The 14,951-nt window shown below is 42.5% G+C and carries 15 protein-coding genes; 11 read left to right on the plus strand and 4 right to left on the minus strand.

Features of this window, described 5'->3' with window-relative positions:
- Nucleotides 1-2 precede the first annotated feature (2 nt).
- The 10 genes from ACO6S0_RS10645 (at nt 3) to ACO6S0_RS10690 (ending at nt 11,327) form a co-directional block, all read left to right on the plus strand.
- Complete coding sequence (locus ACO6S0_RS10645) at nt 3-1,379, plus strand: amidohydrolase family protein (protein ID WP_422348363.1); 1,377 nt, start codon at nt 3-5, stop codon at nt 1,377-1,379.
- 46 nt (nt 1,380-1,425) lie between these two features.
- Complete coding sequence (locus ACO6S0_RS10650) at nt 1,426-4,632, plus strand: WD40/YVTN/BNR-like repeat-containing protein (protein ID WP_422351818.1); 3,207 nt, start codon at nt 1,426-1,428, stop codon at nt 4,630-4,632.
- Nucleotides 4,633-4,665: 33 nt separating this feature from the next.
- Complete coding sequence (locus ACO6S0_RS10655) at nt 4,666-5,340, plus strand: DUF2490 domain-containing protein (protein ID WP_422348364.1); 675 nt, start codon at nt 4,666-4,668, stop codon at nt 5,338-5,340.
- A 56-nt stretch (nt 5,341-5,396) separates the two neighbouring features.
- Nucleotides 5,397-6,617 (plus strand): alpha/beta fold hydrolase, encoded by a 1,221-nt coding sequence (locus ACO6S0_RS10660; protein WP_422348365.1) that lies wholly within the window; start codon nt 5,397-5,399, stop codon nt 6,615-6,617.
- 383 nt (nt 6,618-7,000) lie between these two features.
- The gene (locus ACO6S0_RS10665) at nt 7,001-7,483 is read left to right on the plus strand and encodes a YdeI/OmpD-associated family protein (protein ID WP_422348366.1); all 483 of its coding nucleotides are present in this window, start codon (nt 7,001-7,003) and stop codon (nt 7,481-7,483) included.
- A 54-nt stretch (nt 7,484-7,537) separates the two neighbouring features.
- Nucleotides 7,538-8,119, plus strand: coding sequence for a superoxide dismutase family protein (locus ACO6S0_RS10670; RefSeq protein WP_422348367.1), 582 nt, complete (start codon nt 7,538-7,540; stop codon nt 8,117-8,119).
- Nucleotides 8,120-8,172: 53 nt separating this feature from the next.
- Nucleotides 8,173-8,562: a VOC family protein gene (locus tag ACO6S0_RS10675; RefSeq protein WP_422348368.1), complete on the plus strand. Its 390-nt coding sequence runs from the start codon at nt 8,173-8,175 to the stop codon at nt 8,560-8,562.
- Nucleotides 8,563-8,632: 70 nt separating this feature from the next.
- Nucleotides 8,633-9,637 (plus strand): GNAT family N-acetyltransferase, encoded by a 1,005-nt coding sequence (locus ACO6S0_RS10680; RefSeq protein WP_422348369.1) that lies wholly within the window; start codon nt 8,633-8,635, stop codon nt 9,635-9,637.
- A gap of 24 nt (nt 9,638-9,661) precedes the next feature.
- A complete protein-coding gene (locus tag ACO6S0_RS10685; protein ID WP_422348370.1) occupies nt 9,662-10,939 on the plus strand; it encodes an RNA polymerase sigma factor in 1,278 nt (425 codons plus the stop codon).
- Between the two features lie 31 nt (nt 10,940-10,970).
- Nucleotides 10,971-11,327: a YciI family protein gene (locus ACO6S0_RS10690; protein ID WP_422348371.1), complete on the plus strand. Its 357-nt coding sequence runs from the start codon at nt 10,971-10,973 to the stop codon at nt 11,325-11,327.
- 73 nt (nt 11,328-11,400) lie between these two features.
- Here ACO6S0_RS10690 and ACO6S0_RS10695 read toward each other — a convergent pair whose 3' ends face one another.
- On the minus strand, nt 11,401-12,051 hold the full coding sequence (locus tag ACO6S0_RS10695; RefSeq protein ID WP_422348372.1) for an OmpW/AlkL family protein: 651 nt from the start codon (nt 12,049-12,051) through the stop codon (nt 11,401-11,403).
- 204 nt (nt 12,052-12,255) lie between these two features.
- Between ACO6S0_RS10695 and ACO6S0_RS10700 the strand changes: the two genes are divergently transcribed.
- On the plus strand, nt 12,256-13,446 hold the full coding sequence (locus tag ACO6S0_RS10700) for an LETM1-related biofilm-associated protein (RefSeq protein WP_422348373.1): 1,191 nt from the start codon (nt 12,256-12,258) through the stop codon (nt 13,444-13,446).
- Between the two features lie 91 nt (nt 13,447-13,537).
- Here ACO6S0_RS10700 and ACO6S0_RS10705 read toward each other — a convergent pair whose 3' ends face one another.
- Genes ACO6S0_RS10705 through ACO6S0_RS10715 form a run of 3 tightly spaced genes read right to left on the minus strand, consistent with a single transcriptional unit; the run spans nt 13,538 to nt 14,949 of the window.
- Entirely contained in the window at nt 13,538-14,293 is a 756-nt protein-coding gene (locus ACO6S0_RS10705) for a LytR/AlgR family response regulator transcription factor (protein WP_422348374.1), read from the minus strand.
- A 15-nt stretch (nt 14,294-14,308) separates the two neighbouring features.
- Nucleotides 14,309-14,644: a 2TM domain-containing protein gene (locus tag ACO6S0_RS10710; RefSeq protein ID WP_422348375.1), complete on the minus strand. Its 336-nt coding sequence runs from the start codon at nt 14,642-14,644 to the stop codon at nt 14,309-14,311.
- Nucleotides 14,644-14,949 (minus strand): 2TM domain-containing protein, encoded by a 306-nt coding sequence (locus ACO6S0_RS10715; RefSeq protein ID WP_422348376.1) that lies wholly within the window; start codon nt 14,947-14,949, stop codon nt 14,644-14,646. Before ACO6S0_RS10715 ends, ACO6S0_RS10710 begins: the two co-directional genes overlap by 1 nt.
- Nucleotides 14,950-14,951 lie beyond the last annotated feature (2 nt).

Genomic DNA, 14,951 nt, shown 5'->3' on the forward strand with positions numbered 1-14,951 from the left:
CGATGAAAAAAACAGCACTACTCCTGGTCATGATTGCCCTAACGGCATGCAATCAGGCCCAGGAAAAAGCAATTACCGGCGACCTTTTATTGAGCGATGTCAATGTAATTGATGTTCGCGAAGGAACCCTATTGGCCCATCAACACCTTGTGATAGATTCAGGGAAAATAAAATATATTCTTTCAGAAGAACAGCTCCCTAAAAATTTTAATGAGCATATTGATGGTTCAGGAAAGTTTGTGATTCCTGGCCTTGCTGAAATGCACGCGCACATCCCCCCTCCCTCAACTTCGCAAGAACGATTGGAAGAAACGCTATTCCTGTACTTATCCAATGGTATCACCACGATTCGTGGCATGCTGGGAGCACCAAATCATCTGGAATTGCGGGAACAGGTGAAAACAGGAGAGATCCTGGGGCCTAGGATTTTTACCTCCAGTCCTTCCCTTAATGGTAATTCGGTTACTTCAGAAGAAGAGGCCATTACCAAAGTAACGGCCTATCAAAAAGATGGCTATGATTTTTTAAAAATCCATCCGGGTATTCAACGCAATGTGTTTGATGCGCTGGTCAAAACGGCCAATGAGGTAGGCATTACCTTTGCGGGCCATGTTCCTGTGGATGTGGGCATCCGACATGCCCTGGAAAGCAATTTCGCCTCCATTGACCATATTGATGGTTATTTGGAAGGGCTGGTGCCCGCTTCCGAAACTGTTGACCCTACGGCCAATGGATTCTTTGGATATAATTTTACTCCGTTGGCAGATGTTTCCCTAATTGATGAACTGGTCGCACTTTCCAAAGAGCACAAAGTATGGATCGTGCCCACTCAAAGTTTGTTTGAGCGATGGTTTGCCCCTATTTCCGCGGAAACACTACTGGCACAGCCGGAAATGAAATATATGCCTGTCTCCACCTTGGAAAATTGGAAAAAAATCAAATTGAACTCCACCGGGCCGGATTCCGGTTTTGATGAAGCCCAATGGCACAATTTTATTGCTATCCGAAGGCAATTTCTAAAGGCGCTGCAAGACAACGGTCAAGGTATTTTGTTGGGTTCCGATGCCCCGCAACTGTTCAACGTTCCAGGATTTTCCATCCACCACGAAATTGAAGGTATGGTGAGAGCAGGGATGACTCCTTTGGAAATCATTCAATCCGGGACCATTAACCCAGCCCGATTTTTTGGGCTGGAACAAGAATTTGGGGAGGTTAAGGAAGGATTGGCCGCGGATCTCGTTGTTCTGGAATCCAATCCATTGGATAACTTGTCTGCCCTGAAAGATATCTCAGGAGTTATTCGTCAAGGCAAGTGGTTATCCCAAGAAATGATTGCCCTTAAACTTGAAAAAATTGCTGAGAACGCCTCCAAAAACTAAGAATTCACCTAATCATTAATCTAAAAACGACAAATTACCTAAAATGATAAAAAAGTTACTTTTTCTGATGACGCTTTGCGCGTCCACAGTGGTCTTTGGCCAAGAATTCAATATGGATTTACTGCAGGACATGAAACCCAGAAATATTGGCCCAGCTGGGATGAGTGGTCGGGTTACCGCCATTGATGTGGTACACTCCAATCCTGATATTATGTATGTGGGAACCGCTTCCGGTGGGCTTTGGAAATCCACTTCAGGGGGCATTAAATGGAAACCCATTTTTGAAAAGGAAGTTACAGCCTCCATTGGGGCAGTGGCCATACAACAGTCCAATCCCTCTGTAATTTGGGCAGGAACAGGAGAGGGAAACCCACGAAATAGTCTTAACGGAGGCTATGGTATCTTCAAATCATTGGATGGCGGTAAAACCTGGATGTCCATGGGATTGGAAAAAACAAGGCACATTCACAGAATCATTATAGACCCTACCAATCCAGATGTAGTCTATGCAGGAGCCATTGGATCCCCTTGGGGCGAGCATCCCGAACGCGGCGTTTTTAAAACTACGGACGGGGGAAAAACTTGGAGCAAAATCCTATTTGTAAACAACAAAACGGGAGTGGCAGATATGGTCATGGACCCCTCCAATCCCAATAAACTTATTGTGGCCTTATGGGAGCACAAACGTGACCCCTGGTTCTTTAAATCCGGTGGAGAAGGAAGTGGTCTTTACATAACCCATGATGGCGGTGTTAACTGGAAAAAGGTAACGGAAAAAGACGGGCTGCCCAAAGGGGAATTGGGAAGAATTGGAATAGCCATTGCCAAAAACAAACCCAATGTGGTATATGCCTTGGTGGAAGCCAAGAAAAATGCACTCTATAAGTCCGAGGACGGAGGTGCCAAATGGAAGAAAATCAATGATAAGAACGATATTGGCAATCGTCCGTTCTACTATTCTGAAATCTACGTAGACCCAGAAAATGAGAATCGGGTATATTCCATTTTTACTTACGTGAATGTTTCGGAAGATGGTGGGAAAAATTTCAAGCAATTGATGCCCGCTTACCAAGTGGATAATGGGGTACATCCCGATCACCATGCGTGGTGGATCCATCCCAAAAATGGTCAATTTATGATAGATGGGAATGATGGAGGTATGAACATCACCAAAGATGGTGGCAAAACTTGGCGTTTTGTGGGCAACCTACCCTTGGCCCAATTCTATCACATCAGTGTGGATCATGAGTACCCTTACAATGTGTACGGAGGCATGCAGGATAACGGTTCTTGGAGAGGACCAGCGTACGCTTGGCGTCATCAAGGCATACGAAACGATTACTGGCAAGAAATTGCTTTCGGGGATGGTTTTGATGTGGTTCCCGATTTGGATGATAACCAATTTGGTTATGCCATGAGTCAGCAAGGCTTTGTTTCCCGATACGATTGGAAAACGGGAAATAATTATATTGTTCGCCCTACCCCACCTGATGCCACCACTAAACTTCGGTTCAACTGGAACGCAGGCATTGGACAGGATCCATTTGACAACAGCACCGTTTATTTTGGAAGTCAATTTGTCCATAAATCCACCAATAAAGGACTTACCTGGGAGGTAATCTCTCCAGATTTGACCACCAATGACAAGGAAAAACAGAAGCAAAGTGAAAGTGGTGGATTGACCATGGACGCCACCGGAGCTGAAAATCATTGTACCATTCTTGTCATAGAACCTTCACCTGTGGAGCAAAACATGCTTTGGGTAGGCACGGATGACGGACGCGTGCACATTACCCAAAATGGAGGGGAAAGCTGGACAGAGGTAACACAAAACATCAAAGGATTGCCCAAGGGAAGCTGGATTCCACAGATTAAAGCCTCGAAAACCCATAGAGGCGAAGCCTTGTTGGTGGCCAATGACTACCGAAGGTTTAATTATACCCCCTATGCTTATCGAACCAAGGATTATGGAAAAACCTGGACACGAATCGTGGACGGGAATGATGTGGAAAGTTATGTGCTATCCATAGTAGAAGACAAGGAAAATCCCAACCTACTCTTTTTAGGTACTGATGACGGACTTTACATCTCCTTCAATGCTGGCGGGAAATGGCAAAAATGGACAGAAGGATTCCCAACGGTATCTACTAAAGATTTGGTTATTCATCCCAGAGAGCAGGATTTGGTGATTGGGACGTTTGGGCGGGCAGCCTGGGTCTTGGATGATATCCGTCCGTTAAGGGCCTTGGCCCAAAACCCCTCCATTCTCCAAAAGGAGGTAAGTCTTTTTGAATCTCCTGACGCCTATTTAGCAGCTTATCAACAAGCCACGGGAAGCAGATTTGGCGGGGATGCCGTCTATAACGGTGAAAACAGAAAACAAGGGGCCATGTTGACCTATTATCTGAAGGAAGGAAAGGAACACGAGTCCAAATCAGATAAAAAAGAAGATGAAGAGGAAAAGGCAGATGAAACCAAAAAGGACGAAAAACCAAAAAAGGATTCCATTTTCATCAAAATTTATGATGGGGATAGACTGATTAGGACCCTCTCTCACAAAACACCTAAAAAAGCAGGATTCCATAGGGTGTATTGGGGATTGGATGAAAAAGGACCGGATACCCCTGCAAGGAAAATCAGCAAAAGCAAGAGAGAAAATGGGGGTGTATCTGTAAAGCCCGGTACTTACAAGGTGAAAATTCAATATGGAGATCATTCGGATTCCACTCGTGTTATCGTAAAAACAGACCCTCGAATCAAAACTTCCTTGGAGGGAATCCAAGAAGTTTATGACATGGGCAAAAAATTGGAAGGCTACACCCAAACCGCTGCCGATGCGGTAAAGCAATTGGTGCAGAACAAAAATCTGGCCCAAAAGTTCAAAAAAGAAATGAAGGAACTGGATAAGGAAAAATACAAGGACCAGATCAAAGCTTCTGGAGACATTGTCAAAAAAATAGATTCGGTTGTTGCCCTTTATCTGGGTAAGGAAGACAAAAGGCAAGGGATCACAAGAAATCCGGAAATTACCGTGATGCAGCGCTTAAATACGGCCAGTTTTTATGTTGGTACAAGAAAATCAGGTATCACAGAAACCGAAAAGAAATTGGTGCAATTTGCCCATGAGGAACTGAAGAAAGCATTGGATAAGACCAATTCGTTTTTTACAAATGATTGGAAACCTTACCAAGAATCCATAGAAGCTTTAAATTTGTCCCCTTTTAAGGAAACGCAAGTTTTTGAACTAGATTAAAATAGTATGGTCAAGAAAATTGTATTTAGCTTAATGACAATAGGGTTTGCAGCCCAACTGAGTGCCCAACAAGCCGGAGAGGATGAATGGGGTGCTTGGTATATGTATTTCGGAACCAACAAAATTGCGGAACGGTTCAGTATTCATACAGAGGCCCAGTTCCGATTCTATGAAACGGCCTCCAACTTTAACCAAATGCTGTTGCGAACCGGACTCAATTACCATATAGACAAGAACGCCATAGCCACCTTGGGTTATGGTTACATCACGACTGATGGTACTTTTGAGGAGTTTCCCAACGAAACAAACAGTAAGGAGCATCGTATTTTCCAACAGTTCATTTTGAAAAATAAAGTCTGGGAGTTTCTATTTGAGCACCGTTATCGACTGGAGCAACGGTTTTTGGATTTTGGGGGTCGGACAGATACCCAGCATCGTGGACGGTATAGGATTCAAATGACCTTGCCCTTGACGGATACTTTCTTCCTGAATTTTTATGATGAGCTGTTCATCAATTTACAGGATGACCTTTTTGGGCAAAACCGTTTGTACGGAGCATTGGGGATTCATGTGACCAGTAACAGCAGTGTTCAAGTGGGTTACCTACGAAATCAGTTTGCCAATGCGGTCTTTGATCGTGTGCAGATAGGAATCTTCTATAATCCCGACTTAAGGGGAGTGTTCAAGAAGAAAGGGGCCACCAACTAATCCCTATTGATTGCCCATTTGTTCTGAACCAGAAGTTTAACTTTTATCAAGAACAAATGGGTCTTCAAAAAATCAACTTTAAAAATTCAGATGGTCAAACTTTGGTAGGTCGGTTAGAGCTGCCCGCAGACCAACATCCCCATAGTTATGCCATTTTTGCGCATTGCTTTACGTGCAACAAAAACTTGTTGGCGGTAAAAAACATAGGAAAAGCACTCACCTCCCACGGATTTGGGGTCTTGCGTTTTGATTTCACAGGACTTGGGGAAAGTGATGGGGATTTTGCCGACACCAACTTCTCAGGTAATGTAGGTGATCTTGTAGCTGCTGCTGAGTTTTTGAAAGATAATTATGAAGCCCCCACCCTCATTATTGGACATTCCTTGGGTGGTGCAGCTTCCATTTTTGCCGCAGCGCAGATTCCATCCATCAAAGCGGTTGCAACTATTGGTTCCCCATCCAATCCAGTACACGTAAAACACCTGCTTCATAGCGGAGTGGATGAAATCCTGGCCACTGGAAAAGCTGTAATCAATTTAAGCGGAAGGGATTTCACCATTAAAAAGCAATTTTTGGATGATTTGGAAACCAAATCCTTGCCCGAAACCGCCAAGGCCCTTCGCAAACCCCTTTTGATCATGCATTCCCCGCAGGACGATACGGTGGGAATCAAAAATGCAGAAGAAATCTATATGGCTGCCCATCATCCAAAAAGTTTTGTTTCCTTGGACGGGGCGGATCACCTCCTCTCCAAAAAAGAGGATTCCATTTATGCTGGAAATGTAATTGCGGGTTGGGCAATGCGGTATATGGGTCCAGTGGAAAACCAAGAACCAAAGTTGAAAACCAAGCATCAAGTGGTGGCTAGTTTGGATGCGGAAGATGGATTTACTACACAAATGAAAGTGGGCAGGCATTATATGGTTGCGGATGAACCCGAAAGTTTTGGAGGCAACGATTTTGGGCCTTCACCCTATGAATTGGTTTCGGCTGGTTTATCTGCCTGTACGGTCATGACCATTCAGATGTACTCCAAAAGAAAAGGTTGGCCGGTTAATAATGTGGAAGTCCATACTTCCTATAGCAAAACCCATGCACTGGATTGTGAGAATTGCGAACAGGATAGTGCCAAAATAGATACCTTTCACCGGGAAATCAGGCTTTCAGGGGATTTGGACGAGAAGCAAAAAGCACGAATTATGCAAATCGCGGACAAGTGTCCCGTTCATAAAACCCTGCATAGCGAGACCCAGGTCATCAGCAAATTAGTGGAGTAAATGCGGTTTAGCCGCGCATGTACAGGATGTCAAAATAATCCAGCTCAAGTTCTATAGCCGACCTTCGGATTTTACCTAAGCAACGCACATATTCGTTATAACCAATTTTCCCATCGTACCACAATTTTTTTAAACGATGGTACCCCTTGCAGAAAGATCTTCTCTTTTTGCAATACACTAGAAAATCAATATAATGTGACGGCTGTTGAACCAGCATAAATTAAATTTTTTAGTGCCTTAGGGGGAAATCAGGCTTTATCAAAATAACGCTGTAATTAAAAGATCAGTATTTTTAATTCCGTTAAAGGTTCATATTAGGAATATGGATGGCTAAAACATCTCCTATGTTCAACAGTCTGTTTATCCCTTAAACCCAGGTATATATGGAAAGTCCATTATTTGAGGTAAACTTGGAGGGCACGCATAGTGTAAGGGTTCCAACGGAAGTCGTCACTCCCTTTTTGGAGGCCGGACACAAAAGGGTCAGGATAAAAGCTTGCTTCGAAAATAAAGAAGTAACCTATTATGCAGCACTCCAGAAACGTCAAGGTGCCTATTTTGTGATGTTCAACAAGGGGAATCAAAAAAACTTGGGTATTTATCCTGGTGATTACTTCCAGATGCAGTTCTATGAGGACACTTCCAAATATGGGGTAGAGATGCCCGAAGAACTGGATGCAGTACTATCAACGGACATGGATGCACAAACCATCTTTGAGGGTTTCACCGATGGCAAAAAAAGAAGCATCATTTACATGGTTTCCAGTTACAAAAATTCCCAAACCCGAATTGATAAATCGCTCCTGCTTTGTGAAAACCTAAAAAGAGGCGTTAAGGACAACAAATCACTTTTGGAAATTATTTAGGTTGAATTCACATTAAATAATTGGTACCTTAGACCAAACCTAAAAACCCTTACGATGAAAAAAATACAAATTGCAGCCATGAGCCTACTGGTTCTAACGGCATTCAGTTGTAAACAAGCTAAAAAAGAGGCGGAAACAACCACTGATGAAGTTGTTGAAGAAATAAAAGAAGAGATTGTAGAGGTTAAGAGCATCTCTTTTTCCATGGAAGCCAAAAGCGACAGTAATGTGGGAGGTGAAGTCACTTTTACCGAGGAAAATGGGACTGTGATTATGAAAGCCGAGCTTACGGGGCTTACCGAAGGTGAACATGCCATCCATATTCATGAAAAAGCAGATTGCTCCTCGGCAGATGGTAAATCAACAGGTGGGCACTGGAACCCTACCTTCCAACCACATGGCAAATGGGGAGCAGAAGAAGGCTACCACAAAGGCGATATTGGAAACTTTGTGGCTGATGCTGAAGGCAATGCCACTGTTGATTTTGGAACATCCGAATGGTGTATTGGATGCGATGATGAAACCAAGAACATTGTAGGAAAAGCGGTAATTGTCCATCAAGGCGTAGATGATTACACCTCACAACCCAGTGGAGCGGCCGGGGCTCGAGTGGCCTGTACAGGTATTATTCAATAGAGAAAATTCAAGAGCCACTTTCCAGTGGCTCTTTTCATTTAAAATTATTTGGCATGAAACTAGGGGCATTCTCCGTTAGTCTAGCTGCCAAAGACCTTTATGCATCCACGGAATTTTATGTAAAGTTGGGATTTAAGGTTTTTGCAGGAAGTGCGAAACAAAATTATCTCATACTTAAAAATGGCAATGCCCTCATTGGGCTTTTCCAAGGAATATTCGAAAACAATATACTTACCTTCAACCCGGGTTGGGATGAATATGCCCAAAAGATGGAGGCTTATGATGACATTCGGGATATTCAAAAAAGTTTGAAAGCCGATGGTGTTCCGTTGCTCCCTGAAACCGATGAGAACGGCACGGGACCAGGAAGTGTCATGATATCCGATCCAGACAGTAATGTTTTCTTGCTAGACCAGCATATCCGAACAATTTCCCTGCTTTGACTTACACTCATGATTTTACGTAACCAGTTACATTATTTTATATCTTTGCGTAACTAGTTACATAATTAATATGGAACCTGATTTTCTACAAGAACTCAAACATTTGGGGTTCACAGCTCGCATAAAGAGATTGAATGAAAGCATTGTGGCCAGCACCGTGGATCACTATTCCAGTTTGAACCTGGCATTGGAACCCAACTGGCACGTTATTTTTTTATTGCTGAAACAGCGGGACACCCTTACTGTAACGGAAATGGCCCAAACCTTGGGATTCTCCCACCCTGCCATGATCAAGACCACCCGAAAAATGAAAGAGCAGGGTTATTTGGAGTATCAAAAAGATGCACTTGACCAACGAAAGACCTTGATACAACTTTCCAAAAAAGGAAAGAGACTCCTTCCAAAGTTTGAAAAAGAATGGAATAGAATTCAACAAGTGCTTCAGGAGGTTGTGGACGATGCCCTTCTAAACAAACTGGATACGTTGGAACAAAATCTTAAGGAAAGTAGTTTTTCGGAACGCTATGCTATCCGTTTTGAAGAACGTAAAAAAGACAAGCCGTTTACCATACGCAATGCCCTTCCTTCCGAATTTCAACAAATTGGGCAACTTATGGTGGAGGTCTATTCGGGCCTGGACGGTTTTCCCAAGCAGGAAGACCAACCAGCCTATTACCATACCCTCGCCAACATAGGTGACTTTACCAAAAAGCCGAACACAGAACTGTTGGTGGCTGTATCCCCTTCCCAGAACATTTTAGGCGGCGTCCTTTATTTTGGGGATATGAAACACTACGGCTCAGGAGGTACGGCCACACAAATGAAAAATGCCTCGGGGTTTCGGTTGTTGGCAGTTGCTTCCTCGGCCAGGGGCTTGGGTGTAGGAAAAGCGTTGAGTATGGCCTGTATAGATAAGGCCAGGGAACATGGAAATACCCAGATGCTGATTCATTCCACAGCCTACATGAAGCCCGCTCGAAAGATGTATCGGAAACTGGGTTTTGTTCGCTATCCCAAATTGGATTTTGAACAAGAAGGATTGCAAGTTCATGGATTTAGGCTTATTCTGAAGTAACTTAGGCCAAAAGTTGTTCAAGCCATGGATGAGTCTTTGGAAAATTCCAGTAGTGCCCTAGCCTCCCATTTTTTCAGAACGGAATATGGGAAGCTCGTTGCCGTAATTTCCAGATATTTAGGAAACCGTCATGTGGAGACGGCTGAAGATATTGTGCAAGAAACCATGTTGAAGGCCACCTCTCACTGGGAAATGAACGGTATTCCCGACAATCCCAAAGCTTGGCTGTATACTACCGCTAAAAACCTATCACTCAATGCCATCAAACGCGGCAAGTACCAAAGGGATTATCTATCCAAAAACAGCGTAAAACCAAGTTTGGAGGATGGATTGCCCTTTTCGGAAGAACTTATGGCGGACAGCCAACTACGAATGATGTTTTGCTGTTGCCACCCTTCCATTTCCGAAAATTCCCAAATTGCCCTTGTTTTAAAGATTCTCTCTGGTTTTAGTATCCAAGAGATTGCCCATGCTTTTTTCTCCAACACCGAAACCATAAACAAGCGTTTGGTTAGAGGCAGAAAACAATTGCGGCAGGTAAGTTTGGAGCTTTTCAACGAGGAAGTGATCAACCAACGACTGGGAGCTGTGTTAAAGACGATTTACCTCTTGTTCAATGAAGGGTATTTTCCTTCCCGTAAAAATGAGGTTATCCGATTTGACCTTTGTCTCGAAGCAATTCGCCTGGCCAAACTGCTTCTGGAAAGCAAAAGCATCGAACAAAAAACAGATATTCATTCACTTTTGGCACTTATGTATTTCAATGTTTCGAGGTTTAACTCCAGGGTTTCCAAAAACGGCAAAGTATTAGATCTTAAGGAACAGGACAGGAGTTTGTGGGATGCTGAATCCATTCAAACTGGCATGCAATATTTGGAAGAGGTGACCCAAAGTCACAAGGTTTCCAAATACGCCATTTTGGCCACCATTTCTGCCCATCATTGTGCAGCTCCTACATATGGGCAAACCAAATGGAATGATATTTTGGGTCTATACGACCAACTGCTCTCTCTGGAACAATCTCCCATTGTGGCACTGAATCGGGCTGTTGTCCTTTCGGAGGTTGAAGGAGCCACCAAGGCCATTGAAACATTGAAAGAGTTGGCTTCCGAATCAGATATAGGGCAGTACTATATGTACCCCTTTGCCTTGGGTGAACTTTATAAGCGAAATCAGGAATGGGACAAAGCGCTGGAGGCCTATCAAAATGCTAAAGAGCTAACTCCAAACCCAAGAGATAAGGAACTTTTATCAAAAAAAATTCAGGAGCTTGTCCCTAATTTGCCTTCCCAATTGTCCTAGGGTTGAATTTTAATCCAAAAACAAGAAAATCATGAGAGAATTTTTATTGCTTATCCGAAGTGAAGAATCGCCCAAGGCCAATTTGTCCCCAGAACAAATGCAACAGCACATTGAAAAAGTGGGGGGATATCTGCAACGGCTCACAGAGGAAGGTAGGATGAAATCGGCTCAACCTTTGGAAATGGAAGGTACCATGCTATCCTACCAAAATGGGCAGATTATAGACGGTCCCTACAACGAGACCAAGGAAATTATTTCAGGTTATTACCACCTATTGGCCAAAGACATGGAAGAAGCTGTCTCCATTGCCAAACAAGACCCAAGATTTGAAGAGGGTATTTGGCGGGTAGAAGTCAGGCCCATTAAATATGTTGAGGGCATAAACTAACTTAAAAAAGGAACGGCTTGCTAAAGCAAGCCGTTCCCACCATCAAAATAAACCTAAAAACCAATACTGGTTCTTATAACTTTACCCCCACCCCAAATCCAATAATCCAGGGGTTGATATCCACATCGGCACCTACAGTGGCACCCAGAGCGGTGGTAGCATTCACGGTTGCATCGGTATTTAGAAAAAGTTTCTTCACATCCAGGTTTAAGAACCATTTATCGTTGAGCATATAGTCAAATCCGCCCTGTAAGGCATATCCAATGCTGGTGTCATAGTCCACGTCATCGGCAACAGGGCCCTCATCAACACCATAAAACAATGTGAGGTTTAAACCCGCTCCCACATAAGGAACAAAATCCCCTCCTGTAAAGTGGTATTGTCCGGTCAAGGTTGGAGGAAGTAACCAAACATGCCCCAAATCCAAATCACCGGCAGCTGTTCCAACGGCCTCTACATCGTGTTTGGTAGTGGCCAAAATCAATTCCAAGGACCAGTTTTCATTGAAAAAATAAGAGATATCAAATTCTGGAACTACGGCCGTGGATATGGAGGCATCCCCACCAATAGTCTCAATATCCGCACTTTCATCCGGAGTCACAACAATTCCCCTTAAACGAAACTGCCACTTGCTGGTATCATTATTGCTAGGTATATCCTGCGCCCATACATTGGTTATCATAGCCATTAGTATTGCCAAAACAAAAATTCCTTTTTTTCCCATGTTTTTTGATTTTAATTTTGGTCAAAACTAGGGTTGGAATACTTCAAGGAATATGACCTTTATCATTGGACACCAAACCCCCAGTAAAACCAAAGCATACGCCCTAAAAGTTTTTACCTAAAGCGTCAAATTTGTTGCAAAACAAAAATGGGACTATCCTAAGTGCTATAATTTCCTTTATTTTGAATGGTAAATCTTTGCCCAATGAACCCTTCTGCTTCCGGATGGATCAATAAGTTTGGACATCTTGTCCAAAAAGAGCGCCTACACTTTGCTGACTTTGAAAGTTTGTACCTGGAACTGAAAAAGAACGGTTTTATCTATGGCATCCATCTTGGGATTTCCAATTTTATTCCCGTCCAGCATGAGCTCACGGAAGATGAAATAGCCAAAATCAACCTGTTGACCGCACTCTACTATACCTTTAGGTTGGAGAAAGGAGAGGTGGAGTTTGACCTCTTTGTGAACACCGTTTTTGCCTATTACCAATCACTTGAAGTTGGAAAAATTTCATTTCTAAACAAGATTTTGGCCGGGGGCCACACGGAAAACCAGCTTGAAAAATTGTTGGATTCCCGAATCTACTTGGGGGGAAATGCATTTAACAGGGCTCTTGGGAACAGTTTGACCAATTCACTTCTTTATGTAGACATTCTTATTTTTAGGGTTTACCTCAAAGGCCATTCCCCAATTATGGAGCATGCCCAAAAGTTGGAATATGTAATCATGAATATTGCATACCAAACTTTAAATTCCAAGGAAACCGATGAAAAGGATGCCAAATTGATGCAGCTTTTGGCCTCTTCACTGACCTATGTGGATCTGAACAGTGCAAATTTTGATGGTACTTATCGGGATTTATTACGCTCCAATTTTACTCCTGAAGAGCGCCAATATTTTTTGGATATGGCCTGCTTGACCATCTGGGAAGACCAGACATTGAACTACACAGAATCGGACTATATTTTTGGTTTGGGAACCGACTTGGAAAAGACCGAAAATGAGGTGAAATTGGCTTTGGAAAATGTGAAGGATTTCTTTGAAAAAAACAGGGACAAAGTTCCCTATTTAAACGACAAAAATTTGGCCTTGCAATTCTATGATGGAATGTCCAAAAACGTCAGTAAATTAATTCTGAGAAATAGCAAAAGGTTAAAAAAAGAACTTGCTGAAAGTAAGGAATTGGTGACCCTATTATCCAAATCTGCGGTTAAGGAATTAAGTCCAGATGAAAAGAAAAAAGTTCAGAATCAGCTGCTGGATGTTTTTAAAAGTGTGCCTTCCTTGGCCATTTTTATGTTGCCCGGAGGAGCGGTTCTTTTACCCATTTTCATTAAATTGATTCCTAAATTACTTCCTTCCGCCTTTGATGACAACAGAATTGAGGAGAGTTAGCCTGTTTGAAGGCCGAAAACGCACTATAAAGAAAATTTATGGTGATTTTTTAAAGGATTTATATTTTTGAAATTCAGATTCTTACCAGCCTCTACTCCAACCATAACTTAAAGTCTTTTACACGCTCCCTGCTCACTATAATTTCTTGCTCATTATACCGATTTAGCTTGATTTGGAGCCTTGAATTGGTGTAAGAAATGATATCATTGATGTGATTTACGTTCACATAAAACTTTCGGCTTACCCTAAAAAACATTTGGGGCGAAAGCTCTTCTTCCAAATTTTCCAAGGTGGTGTCCAATAAATAATTTCTTCCCTCGGACGTGGCCGCATAGGTTCCTTTATTTTCACTGTAAAAGCATTCCACCTCATCGGCATTGATGATCTTCAGATGTTGTCCAACTTTTACCGTAAACCTTTTTTTGTACTCTCTTTCCAGAGGGTTTACCAATAGCTTTTTTATGTCGTTAAAATCGACCGAAATTTTCTGGTTTCCAGGCTTAAAATTTTGGTACTTTTTTATGGCACTTTCCAGCTCCTCATCATCAATCGGTTTTAATAAATAATCTATGCTGTTCAACTTGAAAGCTTGGAGGGCATATTCGTCATAAGCTGTGGTGAAAATGATGGCACTTTTCACCTCCACAATTTCAAAAATTTCAAAGGACAAACCATCTGAAAGTTGGATGTCCAAAAAAATCAAATCGGGATGGGGATTGTTCTGAAACCACTCAATGGATTCTTCCACCGAATGGAGCATCATGGAGACATGCACATCCAAATCTGAAAGTAGACGGCTTAATCTTCTTGCGGCCGGTTTTTCATCCTCAATAATAATTACGTTCATTATAGCCATTATCAGTTAGTGTTCGTGGATACCATTATTTTCTTTGTTCATAAACTCTTGCATTTTTCGCCGCTCCCATTTCGCTATCAACGGTCTACCGAACAAGGTTAGGCCTTGAATAAGTATAATTGCGGCCCAACTCAAGGTAATGGTCCAAAATTGCCAATGCAGATAATTGGCAAAGCCCACTTCCTGAATACCGGTTGCCTCTATGATCATGCGACTGGTATCCGCCTTTACAATCCATAATATGGCATTGAACAAAAGGAACACAAAAACATGGGTATAAAAACCCCTGATTTTCCTAGCCTTTTTCTGGGCCTTCCCATATTTTGCAACTTCTGGTTCCATTAGCGGTACTTGTCCATTTCCTTTTCGTCCTCCTCAATATACTTTTGAATCTGTTTTTCCTCCCAATCCTTTCCAAACAACAGATTGAAACCAAAAACTTTGGAAGCATGGAATCCCAGACCGATTCCCCAACCGAATAAGGTTACAAAGTGCGGCCATTGCCAAAAGTCATCCGTGTGCAAATAGATATTCACCAAAATAAAGGTGTTGATGATAACGTAAACGGCCAAATGAATGTAAAACCCCTTGAGTTCCTCAATCTTCTTTTTAGCTCTTTTATATTTTTCTTGATCAAATTGTTCCATGA

This window comes from Flagellimonas sp. (assembly GCF_965233845.1).
GTDB lineage: Bacteria > Bacteroidota > Bacteroidia > Flavobacteriales > Flavobacteriaceae > Flagellimonas.

What these genes read in the sequence shown, in the direction of transcription:
- ACO6S0_RS10645 (WP_422348363.1), top strand. Translation starts at nt 3, where the DNA reads ATGAAAAAAACAGCACTACTCCTGGTCATGATTGCCCTAACGGCATGC.
- ACO6S0_RS10655 (WP_422348364.1), top strand. Translation starts at nt 4,666, where the DNA reads ATGACAATAGGGTTTGCAGCCCAACTGAGTGCCCAACAAGCCGGAGAG.
- ACO6S0_RS10660 (WP_422348365.1), top strand. Translation starts at nt 5,397, where the DNA reads ATGGGTCTTCAAAAAATCAACTTTAAAAATTCAGATGGTCAAACTTTG.
- ACO6S0_RS10665 (WP_422348366.1), top strand. Translation starts at nt 7,001, where the DNA reads ATGGAAAGTCCATTATTTGAGGTAAACTTGGAGGGCACGCATAGTGTA.
- ACO6S0_RS10670 (WP_422348367.1), top strand. Translation starts at nt 7,538, where the DNA reads ATGAAAAAAATACAAATTGCAGCCATGAGCCTACTGGTTCTAACGGCA.
- ACO6S0_RS10675 (WP_422348368.1), top strand. Translation starts at nt 8,173, where the DNA reads ATGAAACTAGGGGCATTCTCCGTTAGTCTAGCTGCCAAAGACCTTTAT.
- ACO6S0_RS10680 (WP_422348369.1), top strand. Translation starts at nt 8,633, where the DNA reads ATGGAACCTGATTTTCTACAAGAACTCAAACATTTGGGGTTCACAGCT.
- ACO6S0_RS10685 (WP_422348370.1), top strand. Translation starts at nt 9,662, where the DNA reads ATGGATGAGTCTTTGGAAAATTCCAGTAGTGCCCTAGCCTCCCATTTT.
- ACO6S0_RS10690 (WP_422348371.1), top strand. Translation starts at nt 10,971, where the DNA reads ATGAGAGAATTTTTATTGCTTATCCGAAGTGAAGAATCGCCCAAGGCC.
- ACO6S0_RS10695 (WP_422348372.1), bottom strand. Translation starts at nt 12,051, where the DNA reads ATGGGAAAAAAAGGAATTTTTGTTTTGGCAATACTAATGGCTATGATA.
- ACO6S0_RS10700 (WP_422348373.1), top strand. Translation starts at nt 12,256, where the DNA reads ATGAACCCTTCTGCTTCCGGATGGATCAATAAGTTTGGACATCTTGTC.
- ACO6S0_RS10705 (WP_422348374.1), bottom strand. Translation starts at nt 14,293, where the DNA reads ATGAACGTAATTATTATTGAGGATGAAAAACCGGCCGCAAGAAGATTA.
- ACO6S0_RS10710 (WP_422348375.1), bottom strand. Translation starts at nt 14,644, where the DNA reads ATGGAACCAGAAGTTGCAAAATATGGGAAGGCCCAGAAAAAGGCTAGG.
- ACO6S0_RS10715 (WP_422348376.1), bottom strand. Translation starts at nt 14,949, where the DNA reads ATGGAACAATTTGATCAAGAAAAATATAAAAGAGCTAAAAAGAAGATT.